This is a genomic window from Pseudorhizobium marinum (assembly GCF_000705355.1).
Lineage (GTDB): Bacteria > Pseudomonadota > Alphaproteobacteria > Rhizobiales > Rhizobiaceae > Neorhizobium > Neorhizobium pelagicum.
Genome location: NZ_JMQK01000016.1, coordinates 1 through 17504, shown reverse-complemented (window position 1 = coordinate 17504; position 17504 = coordinate 1). Strand labels below are relative to the sequence as shown.

Here is a 17504-nt window from a genome sequence, read left to right as displayed (position 1 = left end):
GGATCGACAGAAAGGGCCGGAGACATATCCGGCCCTTGTTTGTGCGCGGTGCAAAAACTGGTAAAAGAACCTGGGGCTTCTAAGTACATTGCTGCCGCGGATGTTCCGCCGCATCGAAGACCGGAGATCCGCATGAGCGGTGAAGCGCAAACAGAAACGGATGTCTTGTCGGCTCAAACTGGCCATGAGCCGATGCCGGGGCTGTTTCGCGGGCTTTCCGGGCGGCTTCTCTGGATGACGGTCGTCTTCGTGATGCTCGCGGAGGTCCTGATCTTCGCCCCCTCTGTCGCCGGCATGCGCATGAACTGGCTGCGCGATCGGCTCGATACCGCCGCGGCTGCCGGGATCGTCATCGATGGCCTGCAGCCTTCGGAACTGCCGCGCAGTGTCCAGGACGACACGCTCCTGGCGACAGGTGCCAAGGTCATCGCGCTTCGCAAGGACGGGACCTCCCGTCTGCTGGCGGCAGTGGACATCCCGCCGCAGGTGGACGACCAGTACGATCTTGCCGATGTGCCGCTTCTCGTCTCGATCCGCGATGCCATGGATACGCTCGTCTTCGGCGGCGGACGCATCATGCGCGTCTTCGGCCCTGTCGGCGAGAGCGACATGATCATCGAACTGGTGATGACCGACGACGCCCTGCGCCGGGACATGCTGCAGTATTCGCGCATGATGTTCACCCTCTCGCTGGTCATCTCCCTCATCACGGCTGTCCTCATCTTCCTTGCCATCAACCGGATGATGATCCGCCCGATCCGCAACCTGACACGCAACATGCAGCTCTTCTCGGAACGGCCGGAGGACCCGCAGCGGGTCTTTCAGGGCGGCGGCGCGAAGGGCGAACTTGCCGTTACCGGGCGCCATCTTTCCGCTATGCAGGTGGAGCTTCAGCGGACGCTGAAGCAGCAGAAGAACCTCGCCGATCTTGGTCTCGCGGTCTCCAAGATCAACCACGACATGCGCAACATCCTGGCCTCGGCGCAATTGATGTCGGACCGTCTCGTCGATGTCGATGACCCGATGGTGCGCAGCTTTGCTCCCAAGCTCCTGCGCACGATCGACCGGGCGGTGGGCTATACCAGCGAGGTTCTCTCCTATGGACAGGCCACGGAGGCGGCACCAAGGCGTCGCCGTGTCCGCTTCGCCGAACTCTGCCAGGATGTTCGCGAGATACTCGCGCTTGATGCGGACGGCGACATCGAGTTCGTCGAACAGATCGCGACGGATCTCGAAGTCGACGCCGATGGCGAACAGCTGTTTCGGATCATCCACAATATCTGCCGCAACTCCGCCCAGGCGCTCGCAGCCTTCCATCCTGACGATCCGGCGACCGTGCGGCGGATCACGGTCATGGCGCACCGCATCGGCAGCGTCGTCAGCATCACCATCGACGATACCGGCCCCGGCATGCCGCGCAAGGCGCGGGAAAATCTGTTTGCCGCCTTCCGCGGATCGGCGCGCTCCGGCGGTACGGGCCTCGGGCTGGCCATCGCCCGCGAGCTGGTCCTCGCTCATGGCGGCACGATTGCGCTGGTCGAAAAACCCGGGCCTGGAACCCAGTTCAGGATCGAAATTCCGGACCGGCCGGTGGAACTGGAGGACTATCGCGCCCGGGCGTGAGCGGAAACTCTCGTGTTTTCAGACCGTTCGGGTGAATTCACACGCAAATTTTGGATTGCCGTCGGAAAATCGCTTGCAATCGGAAAGCGGACGTTTTAGAGGATCGCCACGCAAGCGGCACCGTCGCCTTGCAGCACGCACCCGTAGCTCAGCTGGATAGAGCACCAGACTACGAATCTGGGGGTCGGACGTTCGAATCGTTCCGGGTGCGCCATTTCTCCCCAACCATCTACTGATATCGGGCATGGCGCGATGTGCGTTGCTAGCCAGCTGTCAGCTGCGCCGGAGAGCCTGCGGTCAAGCCGCCAGTCGCGATCTGCTCAGATGTCCTTGGCGAAAGAGGCGGGTGTCTCGACGTCGCCTTCCTTCAGCACCAGCGTCTTCATGCCTTCGTCCATTTCGGCGAGCGCGGATGGCGGTGCGAGGACGCCAGCATCCTGGAGTTCCATGAGCCGCGTTGCGCCGAAGACGTCGCCGTGCTGGGCCGCCAGGGCATACATTTCCGCAGCCTGCTGCAGGCTCGGCTCGATGCCTTCGCCGGTCTCCAGCATGATGCCGAGATTGACCATGGCATCGACATTGCCGCGCGATACCGCAATGTCATACCAGGCGATTGCCGTCTGATCGTCTGCGGGAACAAGCTTTCCCTCGTCATAGATGACAGCGATATTGAAAGCAGCCGTATCGTCACCGGCGGCGGCAGCCTTTTCAAGCCAGTAGAGCGCCTTTTCCGCATCCGGGGTGGTGCCGAGACCATCGCGATAGGCAACGCCGAGGTTGTAGGAGGCCAGGACGTTGCCGCTGTTGGCAGCTTCGCTGTACATCTTGAACTCGGCGTCCGCGTCACCGAGCCGACCCATCAACATGCCGAAATTCACCTTGGCGGCCGGGTAGTCGGCTGCGACCGCGGCCTCATAGGCGACGATGGCCTGATCGATGTCCTGCGCCTGATTGAGCGCGCGTCCGAGCTGATAGGCGAAACGCGGATTGCCGGTGGCGTCGAAGGCCAACCGGCAGGAGTCTACCGCCGCCACGTCGATGCTGTCGATCTCGACGGCACCATAGGCACGATTCCGCTGATTGTCGTTGGGGCTGCCGGCCAGGCGGTCGCAGTCTGCCTGCGCTGCAAGGAAGCCGCCGGCATCCATGCGGTTTTCGGCATTGGGGGCAGCCGTCATGCTCAGGAGGAACATGGCTGTGCCTGTGGCAAATGCAAAACCCCTGTTGACTTTCGAAATCCGGGATTTCATGGTTGGCTCCGATTCATATATTCTTCATTTGGATTAACGAACGCTCGAACCGGTAAGCGGTTCCTTGAGCGGTCGCTTCGCCTTTGCGCGCAACCCGCAATTGCCTTCACCTTTTCGCGAGCGTCTGAGGCTCTGCGGGCAATTGAACAGCCCGGCGGCGATTGTTCCCGCCCGGCCATTGATGCTATGCGAGGGCATCGATGACTGCGAAGGCATGCTCCCATGAAGACGTTGACCATCCGCCGCCCCGACGACTGGCATCTGCACCTGCGTGACGGTGACGTCCTGAAGGGCGTGATTGGCGATACCACCCGACATTTTGCCCGGGCCATCATCATGCCGAACCTTGTGCCGCCGGTGGTCACCACTGCGGACGCAGCCGCCTACCGGGAGCGAATCGTCTCCGCGGTTCCGGAGGGGGATCGCTTCGAGCCGCTGATGACGCTCTACCTGACGGAGGGCACGGATCCGGACGATGTCGCGGCTGGCAAGGAGAGCGGTCTCATCACCGCCGTAAAGCTCTACCCCGCGGGCGCGACCACCAATTCCAGCAGCGGCGTGCGCAACTTCGAAAATGCCATGCCGGTCCTGGAGCGGATGGCCGAGGTCGGTCTGCCGCTCTGCGTGCACGGCGAGGTGACCTCCGCCGACGTGGATATCTTCGATCGGGAGGCTGTCTTCATCGAGACGGTTCTGGATCCGCTGCGCAAGCGGCTGCCCGAGCTGAAGATTACCATGGAGCACGTCACCACCAAGGATGGCGTCGACTACATCATGGGTTCGTCCGGCAACCTTGCAGGCACCATCACCACCCATCACCTCATCATCAACCGCAATGCCATCCTCGTCGGCGGCATCCGCCCCCACTATTACTGCCTGCCCGTCGCCAAACGTGAAAGCCACCGCCTGGCGCTCCGGGCAGCGGCCACCTCCGGCGACCATCGTTTCTTCCTCGGCACCGATTCGGCGCCGCATGTGGACCCGCTGAAGGAATGCGGCTGCGGCTGCGCCGGAATCTACACGTCACCGAACACGATGAGCTGCCTTGCGCATGTCTTCGAACAGGACGATGCGCTGGACCGGCTTGAAGCGTTCACGTCGCTGAACGGTCCAGCCTGGTACGGCCTTGCGCCCAACGAGGAGAGGATGACGCTGGTGCGGGGGGATGTGCCGCTAAGCTATCCGCCGAAATGCGATACCGGATCCGGACCGATCACCGTGTTCGACCCGATGTTCCCGCTGTACTGGCGTGTGGGCGGCAGCTAGGAAATCGGCATCTCGACCAAGGTTTAGAGAACTGCGAGTGGAATTGTAACTTTCCTGCAAGAATCAGACTAGCCTGCTCCCCGACCTCTTCTGAGGGATCATCTGCAAGAGAAAGCCACGGGTCATGGTTGACTACCAGTCTCTCCTGCTCGCCCTTGGGGTGTCGGCGGCGTGCTTGATGGTGACGCTGTTCGGGACCTGGTTCTCCCGTCGCAGCGATTCCTTTCTCCTCACGCTCGTCATCGCGCTCTTCCTGACGATCGGCGGCATTGTCGCCTACAGCTTCTACACCGTGAAGGCCGGGCCGCTGGGCGCATCGGTCGCCTACACGCTCCTGATGGCCGGGTTCAGCACGATTTACAGTGCGGCACTCCAGTTCCGCACCGGCATGAGGCGGTGGCGAACGGCAGGCCTTCTGACGCTTGTCTGTGCGGCGCTGGGATTGCCGTTGATGCTGGGAGGGCTCGACGGGGTCGGTTTCATCGTGATGAATACGGCAACGGCAACGCTGCTTGTGGAAACGGCCAGGCAGTATTGGCTGGCGCGGCGCGAGGCGCCCGGCGCGCTGATGGGCATGGCGATCCTCTATGTCGCCAGCGGCGTTTCCTTTCTTCTGTGTGCGGCCGTTCTCATTGCGGAGCGCCAGTGGCGCCTCGGACATGCGCCGCAGAACTGGGCGGAAAATCTCAACATCGGCGTATGCATTGCCGGCATGACCGGCATTGGTGCCTTGTCTCTGGCGCTTCACCAGTGGCGCATGGCAGCGCACCACAAGCGCGAGTCCATGACCGATCCCCTGACAGGGCTGCTGAACCGTCGCGCGCTCTTTGAAGAACATCAGAACCGCCGCCTGTACCCTTCGACTGCCGTTGTCGTCTTCGACATCGACCGCTTCAAGTCGATCAACGACCAGTATGGACATGCGACCGGTGATGAAGTCCTGAGGACCTTTGCCAGGGAGCTTTCACGCGAAATCGACAGTCAGGCCACCGTGGCTCGCCTTGGTGGGGAAGAATTCGTCATGATCCTCGAAGATACCCAGGCGGGTCGCGCTGAAACAACAGCCAGGGACATCGCGGCCCGGTTTTCCCTGCAGGATTTCGTGGCCGGATCCGATGTCTTTCGCTGCACCTTCAGCGCCGGGGTGGCCATCGGTACCGAGGACGGCAGGCCGTTTGAAGAAGTTCTCGGGTCGGCAGATGATGCCATGTTCGCCGCCAAGCGTGCCGGCCGCAACCGCGTCGAATTCGCGCGGCATCTGCGCGAGGTGAACGCCGAAGAGGATCGCAACCGCGCGTGATGCCTCGGGCGCCGACCATCTGGCAAACCGGCGCACATGCTGCTATGGCGCTCGAAGGAACCGGGCATCTTTGAAGGAGCGGCAGCATGATCCAGACCACTTTTCCTGAGCGCAGCGTGATGGCCGAGCTGATGGCGAAGATGCTCTGGGAGATCAAGGCGGTCCATTTCGCCGCCGACAAGCCCTACAAGCTGTCGTCGGGCATGATGAGCCCCGTCTATATCGACTGCCGCAAGCTGATTTCCTATCCCCGCATCCGCTCGACGATCATGGATTTCGCCGCCGCGACGGCGATGCGCGACGCGGGCTTCGAGAAGTTCGATTGCGTTGCAGGGGGCGAGACCGCCGGCATTCCCTTTGCCGCATTCCTGGCCGAGCGGCTGGGCCTGCCGATGATCTACGTGCGCAAGGCGCCGAAGGGCCATGGCCGCAATGCCCAGATCGAGGGCCATATGCCGGAAGGCGCGCGGGTGCTCGTCATCGAGGACCTGACGACCGCCGGCGGCAGCATGTTCAAGTTCATCGACGCCATCCGCGAAGCGGGCGGCACGGTAGATCACGGCATCGCACTCTTCTTCTACGACATCTTTCCCGAAGCCCAGGCGCGCTTTGCCAAGGGCGAGGTGCAACTGCATCACATCGCCACCTGGCGGCACGTTCTGGCGGTCGCCCGCGCTGAAAAACTATTCGATGAGAAGACGCTCGCCGAGGTGGAGGCCTTCCTCGACGCGCCGCTCGCCTGGTCCGGGCGCAACGGCGGGGTTGCTGAGCTTTCGCTCTAGTCAATGGGCAAAAGCTCGCGTAATCGGATAGGCATCGTGTCTCTGGGAGGATCGTCATGATTGTATGTTGCGGTGAGGCTTTGATCGACATGCTGCCCCGCGAGACGACGCTGGGGGAGAAGGGATTTGCCCCCTACGCCGGCGGTGCCGTCTTCAATACGGCCATCGCGCTCGGCCGTCTGGGCCAGCCGACCGGCTTCTTCACCGGCCTTTCCGACGACATGATGGGCGACATCCTGCGCGACACGCTGGCCGCCAGCCACGTCGATTCCAGTTTCGCCGCGGTCTCGTCCCGTCCGACGACCATCGCCTTCGTCAAGCTGGTGGATGGCCAGGCGAGCTACGCCTTCTATGACGAGGGAACGGCCGGCCGGATGATCACCGAGGCCGATCTGCCTGTGCTGGGAGAAAGCTGCGAGGCGCTCCACTTCGGTGCCATCAGCCTCATCCCCGAACCCTGCGGCGGTACCTACGAGGCCCTGATGCGGCGTGAATTCCAGACGCGCGTCATTTCGTTCGATCCCAACATCCGCCCCGGTTTCATCAAGGACAAGCAGAAGCATCTCGACCGCGTCGCTCGCATGGCCGCGATGTCGGACATCATCAAGTTCTCCGACGAGGACCTGGACTGGTTCGGCCTGGAGGGCGATGACGATGCAAGGGCGGCCTATTGGCTGTCGCAGGGCGCCAGTCTGGTCGTGCTGACCCGCGGCGCCGAGGGTGCAACGGGCTATACGTCCCGCTTCAAGGTCTCTGTCCCGAGCGAGCGCGTGACCGTGGTCGATACCGTCGGCGCCGGCGACACCTTCGACGCCGGCATTCTGGCATCCTTCAAGATGCAGGATCTGTTGACCAAGGAGAAGATCGCCGCGCTCGACGAGAGTTCGGTCCGCCGGGCACTCGAACTGGGTGCCAGGGCCGCCGCCGTCACCGTCTCCCGCGCCGGCGCGAACCCGCCCTTCGCACACGAGATCGGGCTCTAAGGCCGGAGGCAGCCGATCTTGAAGATACGCATCATCAGCAGGATCGGTGCCGAAGGCCGGCGCAGCTTCCAGATTGAACAGATGCAGCGCCTCGGCCTGCAGTACGAATTCGTCGATGCCGTCGAGGCGGCGGAGTTGAGCGACGCCCACTGCCTGGAGGCGGCCCAGACTTGGCCAGGGCCGACGCTCCCGCAGGATATCGCCTGCTTTCAATCCCACCGGAAATCATGGGAAGAGGTTGTTGCCGACGGCGCCCTGTGCCTGATCCTCGAGGACGATGCCGTGCTTGCCGACACCATCTCCGTCGCACTGGCGGCGATCGAGGGGAAGCATCACGACTGGCGCCACGTCTATGATCTGGAGTTCACCCCGGAGCCTCACATCATCGCGGACACGCCGACCTGGAGCGACGAGCAAGGGTCCGTCTCCGCAAGTCGCATCTATCGCAATCGCGTCGGGCTGGCGGGTTATGTCATCGGCCCGGAGGCGGCCTCGCGTCTTCTTGCCGAAACGAAACGCTACCGCCTGATCGATTCCTACCTCTGGCAGCGTCACTGGCTGCACGGCCAGATGATCGAGCCGGCGCAGGTGGTCCAGATGCGGTTTTTCCCGGATACGCCGCAGGAGCCGGCATTTGTACGGAGTGACGAGCCGCGGACCTTCAAGCCGAAGACCGGGTTTCGCAACTTTCGCCTGCAGATGGCAATCGAGCTCGCCCGGGGCCGTTCGCTGCTGATGGCAGCCGGCCGCTCGACGCGCCGGCAGCCGCGGATCGACTGGTCAAGATTCGCCAGACGCTGAGCCGGCGAAAGGGCAGGGGGAGCAGCTCCCCCTGTTGCCGATCAGGCGCTTTTGCTGCGAAGCCGGGCAACGAGTCCCTGGGTCGAGCTGTCGTGTCCCTCGGCGCTTTCCGTCCCCTGCACGACCGGCAGCAGTCCGGTCGCCAGTTCCTTGCCCAGCTCCACGCCCCACTGGTCGAACGAGTTGATGCGGAAGAGCACGCCTTCCACGAAGACGCGGTGCTCGTAGAGCGCGATCAGGCGCCCGAGCGCAAACGGTGTCAGCTGGTCGTAGACGAAGGTGATCGAAGGGCGGTTGCCGGAGAAGACGCGATGCGGGGCGAGGAAGGCCGCCTGGCTCTCGTCCGTCCCCTTGGAGGTGAGCTGTGCCTTGGCCTCGTCAAGGCTGCGGCCCTTCATCAGCGCTTCCGACTGCGCCAGGCAGTTGGCGATCAGCAGTTCGTGCTGGTGGTGCAGCTTCGGCTCGAAGCCCTTGGTGGCGATCATGAACTCCGCCGGGATCACGGTCGTGCCCTGGTGGATGAGCTGGTAGAAGGCGTGCTGGCCGTTGGTGCCGGGCTCGCCCCAGACGACAGGCCCGGAATTACCCTCCACCGGTGTGCCGTCGACAGTCACGCCCTTGCCGTTCGATTCCATGTCGAGCTGCTGCAGATAGGCAGGGAAGCGCGACAGCCGCTGGTCGTAGGGCAGGATGGCCCGCGACGGGTAACCCAGAACATTGCGGTGGTAGAAGCCGATCAGGCCGAGCAGCATCGGCAGGTTTTCCCGCACCGGCGCCTCACGGAAATGCGTGTCCATGGCATGGGCGCCATCGAGGAAACGGCCGAAATTCTCAGCTCCGATCGCGATCATCAGCGGCAGGCCGATTGCCGACCAGATGGAATAGCGTCCACCCACCCAGTCCCAGAAGCCGAAGATCCGGTCGCTCTCGATCCCGAAGGCGGCGACCTTGTCGAGCGCCGTCGAAACGGCCGCGAAATGGTGCCTTACGGCATCCTCGCCCAGGGTATCGGCAATGAAGGCGCGCGCCGAGGCGGCATTTGTCATGGTCTCGATGGTGGTGAAGGTCTTGGAGGCGATGATGAAGAGCGTCGTCTCGGCATCGAGCGTCTTCAGCGTATCGGCGATATGGGCGCCGTCGACGTTGGAGACGAAGTGGGCGCGCGGGCCGTCGTGGAAGGGTGCCAGCGCCAGCGTTGCCATCACCGGGCCAAGGTCCGAGCCGCCGATGCCGATGTTGACGATGTCGGTGATCGCCTTGCCGGTCGCGCCCTGGAGTTCTCCGGACCGCACGCCCTCGGCAAAGCGTCCCGTGGCTGCAAGCACCGCGTTGACATCGGGCATGACGTCCTTGCCGTCGACCAGAACCGGCGTGTTGTCCCGGTTGCGCAGCGCCGTATGCAGCACCGCCCGCCCTTCGGTGAAGTTGATCGCTTCGCCGGCAAACATCGCGTCACGCTTGGCAGCGACACCGGCTTCCCCGGCAAGCCGCTCCAGGAGTTCCATGACCTGCTCGTTGACGCCGGTCTTGGAAAAATCCATCAGCAGGTCGCCGAGCGCCACGCTGTAATGCGCGAAGCGCTCCGGGTCGGCCGCGAATGCGGCGCGAAGATCGGTCGCATTCGTGGCGGCGGCGGTGTTCTTCAGATCTTTGACGATGGCCTGCATGGGGGTCCTCGTGGTCCGGGGGAGGGATGCACGGGAACCTATAAGCTTTCGGTGTCAAATCAAGCGGCGTATCGTGCCTGACTTCTAGCCGCGCAACTCCCGCCGCAGGATCTTCCCGACATTGGACTTCGGCAGCTCGGTGCGAAACTCGATCAGCCGTGGCCGCTTGTATCCCGTCAGGTTGGCAGCGCAGTGCTCGCGCAGATCCTCTTCCGTCAGATTGGGATCCTTCTTGACGACGAAGAGCTTCACCACTTCGCCGGAATGCCGGTCCGGAACGCCGATGGCGGCAGATTCGAGCACTCCGGGATGCATGGCCGCCACTTCTTCCACTTCGTTCGGATAGACGTTGAAGCCGGAGACGAGGATCATGTCCTTCTTGCGGTCGACGATCTTGGTATAGCCGCGGTCGTCCATGTAGCCCATGTCGCCGGAGCGGAAGAAGCCGTCCTCGGTCATCACCTTGGCGGTCTCGTCGGGGCGCTGCCAGTAGCCGGCCATGACCTGCGGCCCGCGGATGCAGATCTCCCCGACTTCGCCGAGCGGCAGCGCATTGCCTTCCTCGTCGCGAATGGAGATGTCCGTCGACGGCAGCGGCAGGCCGATCATGCCGGTGAATTCCTGCATGTCGAAGCGATTGGCGGTGGCCACCGGGGATGTCTCCGACAAGCCGTATCCCTCCGTGATCGCCGTTCCCGTCATGGCCTGCCAGCGCTCCGCGACCGGTCGCTGCACCGCCATGCCGCCGCCGAGCGCCAGGATCATGGACGAGAAGTCCACCTTGCCGAAGTCGGGATTGTTCATCAGCGCGTTGAAGAGCGTGTTGAGGCCCGGAAAGACATGCACCTTGTGCTGCTGCAGCTCCTTGACGAAGGCCGGGATATCGCGCGGATTGGCGATGAGGATGTTGTGTCCGCCCATGGCAATGCCCATCAGCGAGTTCACCGTCAGCGCGAAGATATGATAGAGCGGCAGCGCGCAGACGAACGTCAGAATCTCGGGCCGCTGCCGGTTTTCGAAGGCGGCGTCGAGCCACATCGAGATCTGCATCTTGTTGGAGATGAGGTTCGCATGTGTCAGCGCCGCGCCCTTGGATATGCCGGTCGTTCCGCCGGTATACTGGAGGAACGCGATGTCGTCGCTGGCAATGTCCACCGGCTTCAGCGTCTGGTGCTTGCCTTCCGAGAGAACCGTCTTGAAGGTCGCGGCCGAAGGGATTGACCAGGCGGGAACCAGCTTCTTGACCTTGCGCACGACGAGGTTGACGACATGGCCCTTGACGCCGAGCATGTCGCCCATTGCCGTCACGACGATGTGCTTAAGCCCTACCTGCGCTGCAACCTGCTGCACCGTGTGCGCGAAATTCTCCAGCACGAAGATCGCTTTTGCGCCGGAGTCCTTCAGCTGGTGCTCGAGCTCGCGCGGCGTATAGAGCGGATTGACGTTGACCACCACCAGCCCTGCGCGCAGGATTCCGTAGGTCACGACCGGATTCTGCAGCACATTCGGCATCATCACCGCGACGCGGTCGCCTTTCGCCAGCCCCTGTGCCTGAAGCCAGGCGCCGACCTTGCGGGACTCGGCCTCCAGGTCGCGGTAGGTCATGGCGCGGCCCATGCTGGAGAAGGCGATGCGCGGCAGATACTCCACGCAGCAGCTCTCAAACAGGTGAACGAGCGACGTATAGGCGAGCGGCGGTATCTCCGCCGCCACCGATGGCGGGTAGGAAGCAAGCCACACCTTGTCTTGTCGGTTGCCTTCGCGCGCGTGCAGTTCGTTCATCGGGGCCTCCTCTTCCCTTTTCTTGTCCCGGGATCGACCTGGCGCAAAGTCCTCCACTCTGCGGCAGAGCGTGACTATGCCACGGGCCCCGGTTCAGGCCAATCTCCATTGGTTTTTGGTATATAACCTTGACGTAAACGTCAACGGGAACGAAGCGCCGGGGCTCGAGTTGTTTCCAGGTACACCAAACGAACCACAAGGAGGTACGTGATGTTGCACCAGGAACCGCGCGCAGGGCAGGATCCCTATGTGAAGGACACGCCCTCGTTGATTGCCAGCGACAAGGTGGAAGGCACGCGCGTCTACGGCGCCGACGGCCAGCATATCGGTTCGATCGCCCGCGTCCTTCTGGAGAAACGCGGCGGCCGCGTCGCCTATGCCGTATTGAGCTTCGGCGGCTTCATGGGGATCGGCGATGACTACTATCCCCTGCCTTGGGAAAAGCTGACGTACGATGAGGAACTCGACGGTTACCGCATCGACCTGACCAAGGATCAGATCACCGGCGCGCCGCGCTACAACGATCTGGAAGATGATAGCTGGTATCAGGACAAGGGCCGGACGATCTACGACTACTACGGCGTTCCGCCTTACTGGATGTAGGCTTAACATCTGAACCGTTTTTTGCAGGAGGCTCCGCGGCGCGGGGCCTCTTTTCATTTGTTTAATGCCTTGGTGCCAATCATGGCCGCCGCCACCATCCAGGTGGTGCCCATGAGGAACCGATGCTGGAACAGCTGGACAAGGCGGGAGTGCGTGATCTCGAGCGCGAGGATCTCCCCGCCGTCGCAAAACTGTTCCAGAAGACCTTCCGCAAGGTCGACACGCTGCCGTCCTCCCTGGTGCCCTACCTGGGCACCGTTTTCCTCGATCATCCCTGGGCCGATGCCGATATCCGCTCGAAGGTCCTCGTCGGTCCGGCAGGCAAGGTCGAAGGCTTCATCGGCGTCTTTCCCATGCGACTTGAATGGGAGGGCCGATCTCTGCGTGCGGCCTTCGCGGGCTCCATGATGGTGGAAGGTCACGAGCGAAACCCGCTGGCGGGCGCCCGACTGCTGCGCGCCTTTCTGGCCGGCCCGCAGGACATCTCGTTGACGGAAACGGCCAATGCCGTGACGCTTGGCATGTGGCAGAAACTCTCCCTGCATCCCGATCTCGGCTACAGCCTCAACTGGCTGCGCATCTTCCGCCCGGCAGAAGCGGCGGTGAATGTCATGGAGACGGTCTCCGGCGTTGCGCGCGTTCTGCGGCCTATCGGTTCATTCGCCGATCTGGTGGTGGAGAGGTCAGGTCTCTCGACCCTGCGCGCGCCTGTCTCGCCCGCTCGTCGTGTCCAGTTCCGGGACGCGACACGGGAGGAGTTCCGTGATGCCGTTCTGACGCTGAAGGATACGTTTCCGCTGCGGCCGCAATGGGACCGCCAGTGGCTGGACTGGCTGCTCGATCATGCCGCACAGAAACGAAATTTCGGCAAGGTGGCCTGGCGCGTCGGCCTCTCGCGCAACGGTGAGCTTGCCGGATGCTATGGCTATTTCGGCCGGCCCAGGGGTATCGGCCGGCTTCTGCAGGCGCTCTGCGCACCGGCGGTTGCGGGCGAGCTGGTCGATGATCTGTTCGCGCATGCGGATCAAAGCGGTTGCGCCGGGCTGCGGGGGGCGGGTCATCCCTGGCTGACGCCGGACCTGCTGACGCGAAGGACGGCCTTCTTCGGGCGGACCTACTATCTCGCCCACGCCAGGGACAAGGCACTGCTGCAACCGATCCAGTCCGGCCAGGCCCTGATCACGGGCCTCGCCGGCGAAAACTGGATGAGGCTGATCGGCGACAGTTTCGACTGACCGGCCCTGCGCCTCGAGACCTCAATCCAGCATCGTCGCCGGCATGGCGTGCAGATATTCGGCCACTTTCCGCTTCGAGGCTATATTGCGCCACACGGCATCCACCTGATCTGCCGTCAGCCCGGCCGCGTCGCCGACGGCCTCCCGGTCGATGCCGTTGTCGAGGCCGTAGAGGCAGATATCCATGCGGTCGTAGGGCAGCGAGAAATAATACTCGTCCTGCCCCTGCGGCAGCGACCATGTGTCCGTCGTCGGCGGCCGCCGGCAGATCTCCTCCGGCACGCCGAGCGCCGCCGCCAGCTGGTAGACCTGCGTCTTGTAGAGATGCGCGATCGGCTTGAAGTCGGCCGCGCCATCGCCGTTCTTGACGAAGAAGCCCTGGTCGTATTCCAGCCGGTTCGGCGTTCCCGCGACCGCAAAGTTCAGCCGGTCCGCGTGGTAGTATTCGATCTGCTTGCGGGTGCGCTGCTTCATGTTGGCGGCGGCAATCATTCCGAGATAGACCTCGAGCGGCATGCGGTGCCGGCTCTGTTCGCCGGACGGCGGAGCAACGACCAGCCAGGAGATATTGTAGCCGCGGCTCGACAGCGCATTCTCCAGCACCACCTTGCAACCCCAGCCTTCGCCGAACTCCGGCACGATCTGGCGGATGAAGCCATCCCGCCGGGTGTAGCAGCCCATAGCTGCAAGAGAAGGGCCTATGTCTTCCAGCACCGTCTCGACGCCGGTGGCCTCCGCGAGCGCGCGACCGAGCCGCAGGCTCTCCGGATCGGAATCATGTTCCGGCATGAAGATGCCGGTGACCTTGCCCGGCCCCAGCGCCCGGGCGCAGAGCGCCGCCGTGACGCTGGAATCGATGCCGCCGGAAAGGCCGAGCACGACGCCCCGCTTGCGCAGGTCCTTGTTCACGGTTTCGCGGATCCAGCCGCAGATGCGCTCGATCTCGGCCTCCGTGTCGAGGTGCAAGCTGGCAGCGGAGAATGTCGCAGCCTTCGCGGCAGTCATCATGCTCGGGGTCATAGGGCATTCTCCAGTTGTGGTTCGGTCTCGGCGCCGGCGCTCAGTCTGATCTTTCCGGTCGTGGTCTTCGGCAGCGCGTCGCGAAACTCGACGCTCTTGGGCACCATGTAGTCTTCCAGCTGGCCGGCGCAGTGTCGGATGATATCCTTTTCCGACAGGCGCGCACCCGGTTCGAGTGCCACATAGGCGCGAACCACCTGGCCAAAGATCGGATCGTCGACGCCGGCGACGGCCGCCTCGCGGATGCCGGGAAGGGCGTAGAGCACCCTTTCGACCTCCTGCGGGCTAACCTTCTCGCCGCGCGTCTTGATGATGTCGTCCTTGCGGCTGACGAAATGGAGAAAGCCCTCGGCATCCACATGGAAGAGATCGCCGGTGCGCAGGCGTCGTCCATGCTTCGTCACCTCGAGCGTCGCCTGGGAAGACCGGTCATCACCCCAGTAGCCGCCCATGACATGCGGCCCTTCGACCACCAGTTCGCCGATTGTCCCCGGTTCAGCCGGTTCGCCTGTTTCGTCGACTACATAGGCCCGGGTGCCCGGAATGGCGACGCCCACGGAGGTCGGCCGTCCGGCAAGTTCCCCTGCCGGCAGAAAGCTCACCCGCAGGCATTCGGTCTGGCCGTACATCACGACGATCTTCGTCTCGGGAAGGAGCGCCTGCAATCGGCCGGAAAGCGCCGGCGGCAGGGCGGCTGCGGCGCTGGTGACATAGCGGAGTTTTGGCAGGAAGCCGGGCTCCAGGTCCTTCATGCCGCCAAGCAGTGCGGCCATGGCCGGCACCATGGGGAAGCCGGTTGCCTCTTCCTCGGCCAGACGATCGACGATCTTGCGCGGGAAGGCAAAACTCTTCTCCAGCACCAGCGTCCCGCCGATGGAAGCCATCGTCACCATCTGCGTGATCCCGTACCCGAACGAAAGCGGCAGGACGCTCAACACGACGTCGTCCGCAGTGTTCTCCAGATAGCCCAGGATCGACTGGCAGGCGGCATCGACATTGGCATGGCTGAGCATCACCCCCTTGGGGCGGCCGGTCGAACCGGAGGTATGGATCAGCAGGGCAAGCTCGCTATCGTCGGCAATCACCGGCAGCACGTCCACGGCGTCCACGGCGACAAGACGTTCGAAACGCAGGATGTCCTGGGCGGCGTCCTCAGGCAGATGCGCGGCAATGATCACCGGTCTGGTGTCGGCGATGGCGACGGCTGCCAGGAGAGTGGGAAGCCCCCGCGCGTGGAGGATCATCGCCGTCGGTTCGATATTCGTCAGAATCGCCGCAAGCTTTTCCGCCTTCATCGTCGGATAGAGGGGGCAGGCGACGGCGCCCGCCTTCCAGGTCGCAAGGAAGCTCACAACCGCCTCGGCATCATTGTCCAGGAGCAGGACAACCCGTGATCCTGGCTCGACCCCGGACCGGATCAGCGCCGCGGCCAGTCGGTCCGATTGGGCATCGAGGTCCGCATAGCTCAGCCGGCGTCCGCCGGCGACAAGCGCCGTCTTTGCGGGAAAATGCCTGACGCTGTCGCGGAACCGGGCCTCGATGCGCATCGCGGGTCGTCAGGCCGCGACCGGCAGCTTCCGCGCCAGGTAGCCCGTCATGTTGTCGATGCTGTCCAGGTTTTCCGGGACGATGTCCTCGTCGGCGATGCTAATGCCGTAGGTCGCCTCCAGATAGGCGATCAGTTCCAGAACCCCGGTGGAGTCGATCACACCGCTGTCGAGCAGCGACTGGCTGTCGGCAATCTCGGCGTCGGCGCGGAAAAGGAAATTTTCGGCGATGAATTCGCGGACATTCGCACGGAATCTTTGGGCCATGATGGCTGCTCCCCATTCGGATAGTCGGACGAGCCTTCCGCGTTCGGCAGTGCGACGCCCGTCATTGGACGGAAACCATGGCACGGGCGGCTGAATCTTTTGCTAAAGGCGATCGTAAAGACTTTCCAAAGCAGGCATCGATTGCACCTCCCGCACGTTCTAGCCTCGCTTCACAAGATGAAATCCTTTGGTAAGCAGGAGAGATCGAATGGCCAAAGGCGTCCACAGACGTCAGTTTTCCCAGGTCGGCCGGGTCAGGGCAGCATGAAGATCGCGACCTTCAACGTCAATGGCGTCAACGGACGGCTGGATATCCTGCTTCGCTGGCTCCGGGAGGCGAGCCCGGACGTCGTCTGCCTGCAGGAGTTGAAGGCGCCGGACGCCAAATTCCCCTATCGCGAGATCGAAAGGGCCGGATACGGCGCCGTCTGGCACGGCCAGAAGAGCTGGAACGGTGTCGCGATCCTCGCCCGTGATGCCGATCCGATCGAGACGCGGCGCGGGCTGGGCGGCAATCCGGATGACAGCCACAGCCGCTATATCGAGGCGGCGGTGCAGGGCGTCCTGATCGGCTGCCTCTATGCGCCGAACGGCAATCCCGCACCCGGGCCGAAGTTCGACTACAAGCTGTCCTGGTACCAGCGCTTCCTGGCGCATGCGGAAGACCTTTTGGCGACAGGCGCACCCGTCGTTCTCGCGGGCGATTACAACATCATGCCGACGGATCTCGATGTCTATGCGCCAAAACGCTGGCAGGACGATGCGCTGTTTCGCCCCGAAGTGCGGGCGCTCTATGCCGGTCTGATCGCCCAGGGCTGGATGGACGCAATCCGGCAGCTCCACCCGGACGAGACGATCTACACCTTCTGGGATTACGTCCGGAACGCCTGGGGCCGCAATGCGGGGCTGCGGCTCGACCACCTGCTTCTGAGCCCGTCGATCTCCGGCCGGCTCACGCGTGCTGAGGTGGATCGGGAGGTGAGGGGCTGGGAGCATGCCAGCGACCACGCGCCGGCCTGGATCGAACTCGCCGACGCCTGACCATGGCGCAAAGCGGGCAGCCCACGCCGCCCGCTTGCTCTGTCTCAGACCGCCGCGCGCTTGTCGCGCCGGCCAAGCCGCTCCAGCAGATAATCCACCTCCGCCCGCGCCGTCGCAGACAATGCCATGCCCGGCTTGCGCTGCGCGTCCGAGGCGATGACGCCGCGCCGCATCAGCACGTGCTTGCGCACAGCAAGCCCGATGCCGAGCTGCTGCTCGTAGCGGATCAGCGGCAGGTGCGCGTCGAAGAGGTCGTGCGCCTCCTCGCGCTTGCCTTGAGCAAAGAGATCGACCAGCTCCACCAGGATGTCCGGGAAGCCGTAGCCGGTCATGGCGC

The 17504-nt window shown here is 63.5% G+C and carries 16 protein-coding genes and 1 tRNA gene; 10 read left to right on the top strand and 7 right to left on the bottom strand.

Annotation, left to right across the window (positions count from 1 at the left end; genetic code table 11):
* Window positions 1–132 precede the first annotated feature (132 nt).
* Both EO99_RS0117800 and EO99_RS0117795 read left to right on the top strand, forming a co-directional pair.
* Window positions 133–1623 carry an ATP-binding protein gene (locus EO99_RS0117800; RefSeq protein WP_037112364.1) on the top strand — a complete coding sequence of 497 codons (1491 nt, stop codon included), beginning with the start codon at window positions 133–135 and terminating at the stop codon, window positions 1621–1623.
* A gap of 137 nt (window positions 1624–1760) precedes the next feature.
* Window positions 1761–1837, top strand: a tRNA-Arg gene (locus EO99_RS0117795).
* Window positions 1838–1943: 106 nt separating this feature from the next.
* On the opposite strand, the gene EO99_RS26390 is transcribed toward EO99_RS0117795, so the two are convergent.
* Window positions 1944–2873 (bottom strand): tetratricopeptide repeat protein, encoded by a 930-nt coding sequence (locus EO99_RS26390; protein WP_051679944.1) that lies wholly within the window; start codon window positions 2871–2873, stop codon window positions 1944–1946.
* Window positions 2874–3095: 222 nt separating this feature from the next.
* On the opposite strand from EO99_RS26390, the gene pyrC reads away from it, so the two are divergent.
* The 5 genes from pyrC (at window position 3096) to EO99_RS0117765 (ending at window position 8005) form a co-directional block, all read left to right on the top strand.
* Entirely contained in the window at window positions 3096–4139 is a 1044-nt protein-coding gene (gene pyrC / locus EO99_RS0117785) for a dihydroorotase (RefSeq protein WP_029619954.1), read from the top strand.
* A 124-nt stretch (window positions 4140–4263) separates the two neighbouring features.
* Entirely contained in the window at window positions 4264–5439 is a 1176-nt protein-coding gene (locus EO99_RS0117780; RefSeq protein WP_029619953.1) for a GGDEF domain-containing protein, read from the top strand.
* A gap of 86 nt (window positions 5440–5525) precedes the next feature.
* Entirely contained in the window at window positions 5526–6221 is a 696-nt protein-coding gene (locus EO99_RS0117775) for an orotate phosphoribosyltransferase (protein ID WP_029619952.1), read from the top strand.
* A gap of 56 nt (window positions 6222–6277) precedes the next feature.
* The gene (locus tag EO99_RS0117770) at window positions 6278–7204 is read left to right on the top strand and encodes a carbohydrate kinase family protein (RefSeq protein ID WP_029619951.1); all 927 of its coding nucleotides are present in this window, start codon (window positions 6278–6280) and stop codon (window positions 7202–7204) included.
* Between the two features lie 18 nt (window positions 7205–7222).
* Window positions 7223–8005 carry a glycosyltransferase family 25 protein gene (locus EO99_RS0117765; RefSeq protein ID WP_029619950.1) on the top strand — a complete coding sequence of 261 codons (783 nt, stop codon included), beginning with the start codon at window positions 7223–7225 and terminating at the stop codon, window positions 8003–8005.
* 41 nt (window positions 8006–8046) lie between these two features.
* On the opposite strand, the gene pgi is transcribed toward EO99_RS0117765, so the two are convergent.
* Both pgi and EO99_RS0117755 read right to left on the bottom strand, forming a co-directional pair.
* Window positions 8047–9672, bottom strand: coding sequence for a glucose-6-phosphate isomerase (gene pgi, locus EO99_RS0117760; RefSeq protein WP_029619949.1), 1626 nt, complete (start codon window positions 9670–9672; stop codon window positions 8047–8049).
* Window positions 9673–9756: 84 nt separating this feature from the next.
* Complete coding sequence (locus tag EO99_RS0117755; protein ID WP_029619948.1) at window positions 9757–11454, bottom strand: long-chain fatty acid--CoA ligase; 1698 nt, start codon at window positions 11452–11454, stop codon at window positions 9757–9759.
* Between the two features lie 210 nt (window positions 11455–11664).
* On the opposite strand from EO99_RS0117755, the gene EO99_RS0117750 reads away from it, so the two are divergent.
* Both EO99_RS0117750 and EO99_RS0117745 read left to right on the top strand, forming a co-directional pair.
* On the top strand, window positions 11665–12057 hold the full coding sequence (locus EO99_RS0117750) for a PRC-barrel domain-containing protein (protein ID WP_029619947.1): 393 nt from the start codon (window positions 11665–11667) through the stop codon (window positions 12055–12057).
* Between the two features lie 122 nt (window positions 12058–12179).
* Window positions 12180–13292, top strand: a complete 1113-nt coding sequence (locus tag EO99_RS0117745) for a hypothetical protein (RefSeq protein ID WP_051679943.1) — start codon at window positions 12180–12182, stop codon at window positions 13290–13292.
* Window positions 13293–13313: 21 nt separating this feature from the next.
* On the opposite strand, the gene nadE is transcribed toward EO99_RS0117745, so the two are convergent.
* The 3 genes from nadE to EO99_RS0117730 are packed head-to-tail and all read right to left on the bottom strand — an operon-like array spanning window position 13314 to window position 16126.
* Window positions 13314–14300 (bottom strand): NAD(+) synthase, encoded by a 987-nt coding sequence (gene nadE, locus EO99_RS0117740; protein ID WP_029619945.1) that lies wholly within the window; start codon window positions 14298–14300, stop codon window positions 13314–13316.
* An 8-nt stretch (window positions 14301–14308) separates the two neighbouring features.
* The gene (locus tag EO99_RS0117735; RefSeq protein WP_029619944.1) at window positions 14309–15859 is read right to left on the bottom strand and encodes a class I adenylate-forming enzyme family protein; all 1551 of its coding nucleotides are present in this window, start codon (window positions 15857–15859) and stop codon (window positions 14309–14311) included.
* A gap of 9 nt (window positions 15860–15868) precedes the next feature.
* Window positions 15869–16126: an acyl carrier protein gene (locus EO99_RS0117730; protein ID WP_029619943.1), complete on the bottom strand. Its 258-nt coding sequence runs from the start codon at window positions 16124–16126 to the stop codon at window positions 15869–15871.
* A gap of 264 nt (window positions 16127–16390) precedes the next feature.
* Here EO99_RS0117730 and xth point away from each other — a divergent pair, with 264 nt between their 5' ends.
* The gene (gene xth / locus EO99_RS0117725) at window positions 16391–17167 is read left to right on the top strand and encodes an exodeoxyribonuclease III (protein WP_029619942.1); all 777 of its coding nucleotides are present in this window, start codon (window positions 16391–16393) and stop codon (window positions 17165–17167) included.
* A gap of 44 nt (window positions 17168–17211) precedes the next feature.
* Here the strand turns inward: xth and EO99_RS0117720 are convergent.
* A partial coding sequence (locus tag EO99_RS0117720; protein WP_029619941.1) for a dihydrodipicolinate synthase family protein occupies window positions 17212–17504 on the bottom strand: 293 nt, incomplete at its 5' end.

Coding starts and splice junctions, on each gene's coding strand:
- EO99_RS0117800 (WP_037112364.1), top strand. CDS start 133: ATGAGCGGTGAAGCGCAAACAGAAACGGATGTCTTGTCGGCTCAAACT.
- EO99_RS0117750 (WP_029619947.1), top strand. CDS start 11,665: ATGTTGCACCAGGAACCGCGCGCAGGGCAGGATCCCTATGTGAAGGAC.
- pgi (WP_029619949.1), bottom strand. CDS start 9,672: ATGCAGGCCATCGTCAAAGATCTGAAGAACACCGCCGCCGCCACGAAT.
- pyrC (WP_029619954.1), top strand. CDS start 3,096: ATGAAGACGTTGACCATCCGCCGCCCCGACGACTGGCATCTGCACCTG.
- EO99_RS0117730 (WP_029619943.1), bottom strand. CDS start 16,126: ATGGCCCAAAGATTCCGTGCGAATGTCCGCGAATTCATCGCCGAAAAT.
- EO99_RS0117770 (WP_029619951.1), top strand. CDS start 6,278: ATGATTGTATGTTGCGGTGAGGCTTTGATCGACATGCTGCCCCGCGAG.
- xth (WP_029619942.1), top strand. CDS start 16,391: ATGAAGATCGCGACCTTCAACGTCAATGGCGTCAACGGACGGCTGGAT.
- EO99_RS0117775 (WP_029619952.1), top strand. CDS start 5,526: ATGATCCAGACCACTTTTCCTGAGCGCAGCGTGATGGCCGAGCTGATG.
- nadE (WP_029619945.1), bottom strand. CDS start 14,300: ATGATGACTGCCGCGAAGGCTGCGACATTCTCCGCTGCCAGCTTGCAC.
- EO99_RS0117745 (WP_051679943.1), top strand. CDS start 12,180: ATGCTGGAACAGCTGGACAAGGCGGGAGTGCGTGATCTCGAGCGCGAG.
- EO99_RS0117755 (WP_029619948.1), bottom strand. CDS start 11,454: ATGAACGAACTGCACGCGCGCGAAGGCAACCGACAAGACAAGGTGTGG.
- EO99_RS26390 (WP_051679944.1), bottom strand. CDS start 2,873: ATGAAATCCCGGATTTCGAAAGTCAACAGGGGTTTTGCATTTGCCACA.
- EO99_RS0117735 (WP_029619944.1), bottom strand. CDS start 15,859: ATGCGCATCGAGGCCCGGTTCCGCGACAGCGTCAGGCATTTTCCCGCA.
- EO99_RS0117780 (WP_029619953.1), top strand. CDS start 4,264: ATGGTTGACTACCAGTCTCTCCTGCTCGCCCTTGGGGTGTCGGCGGCG.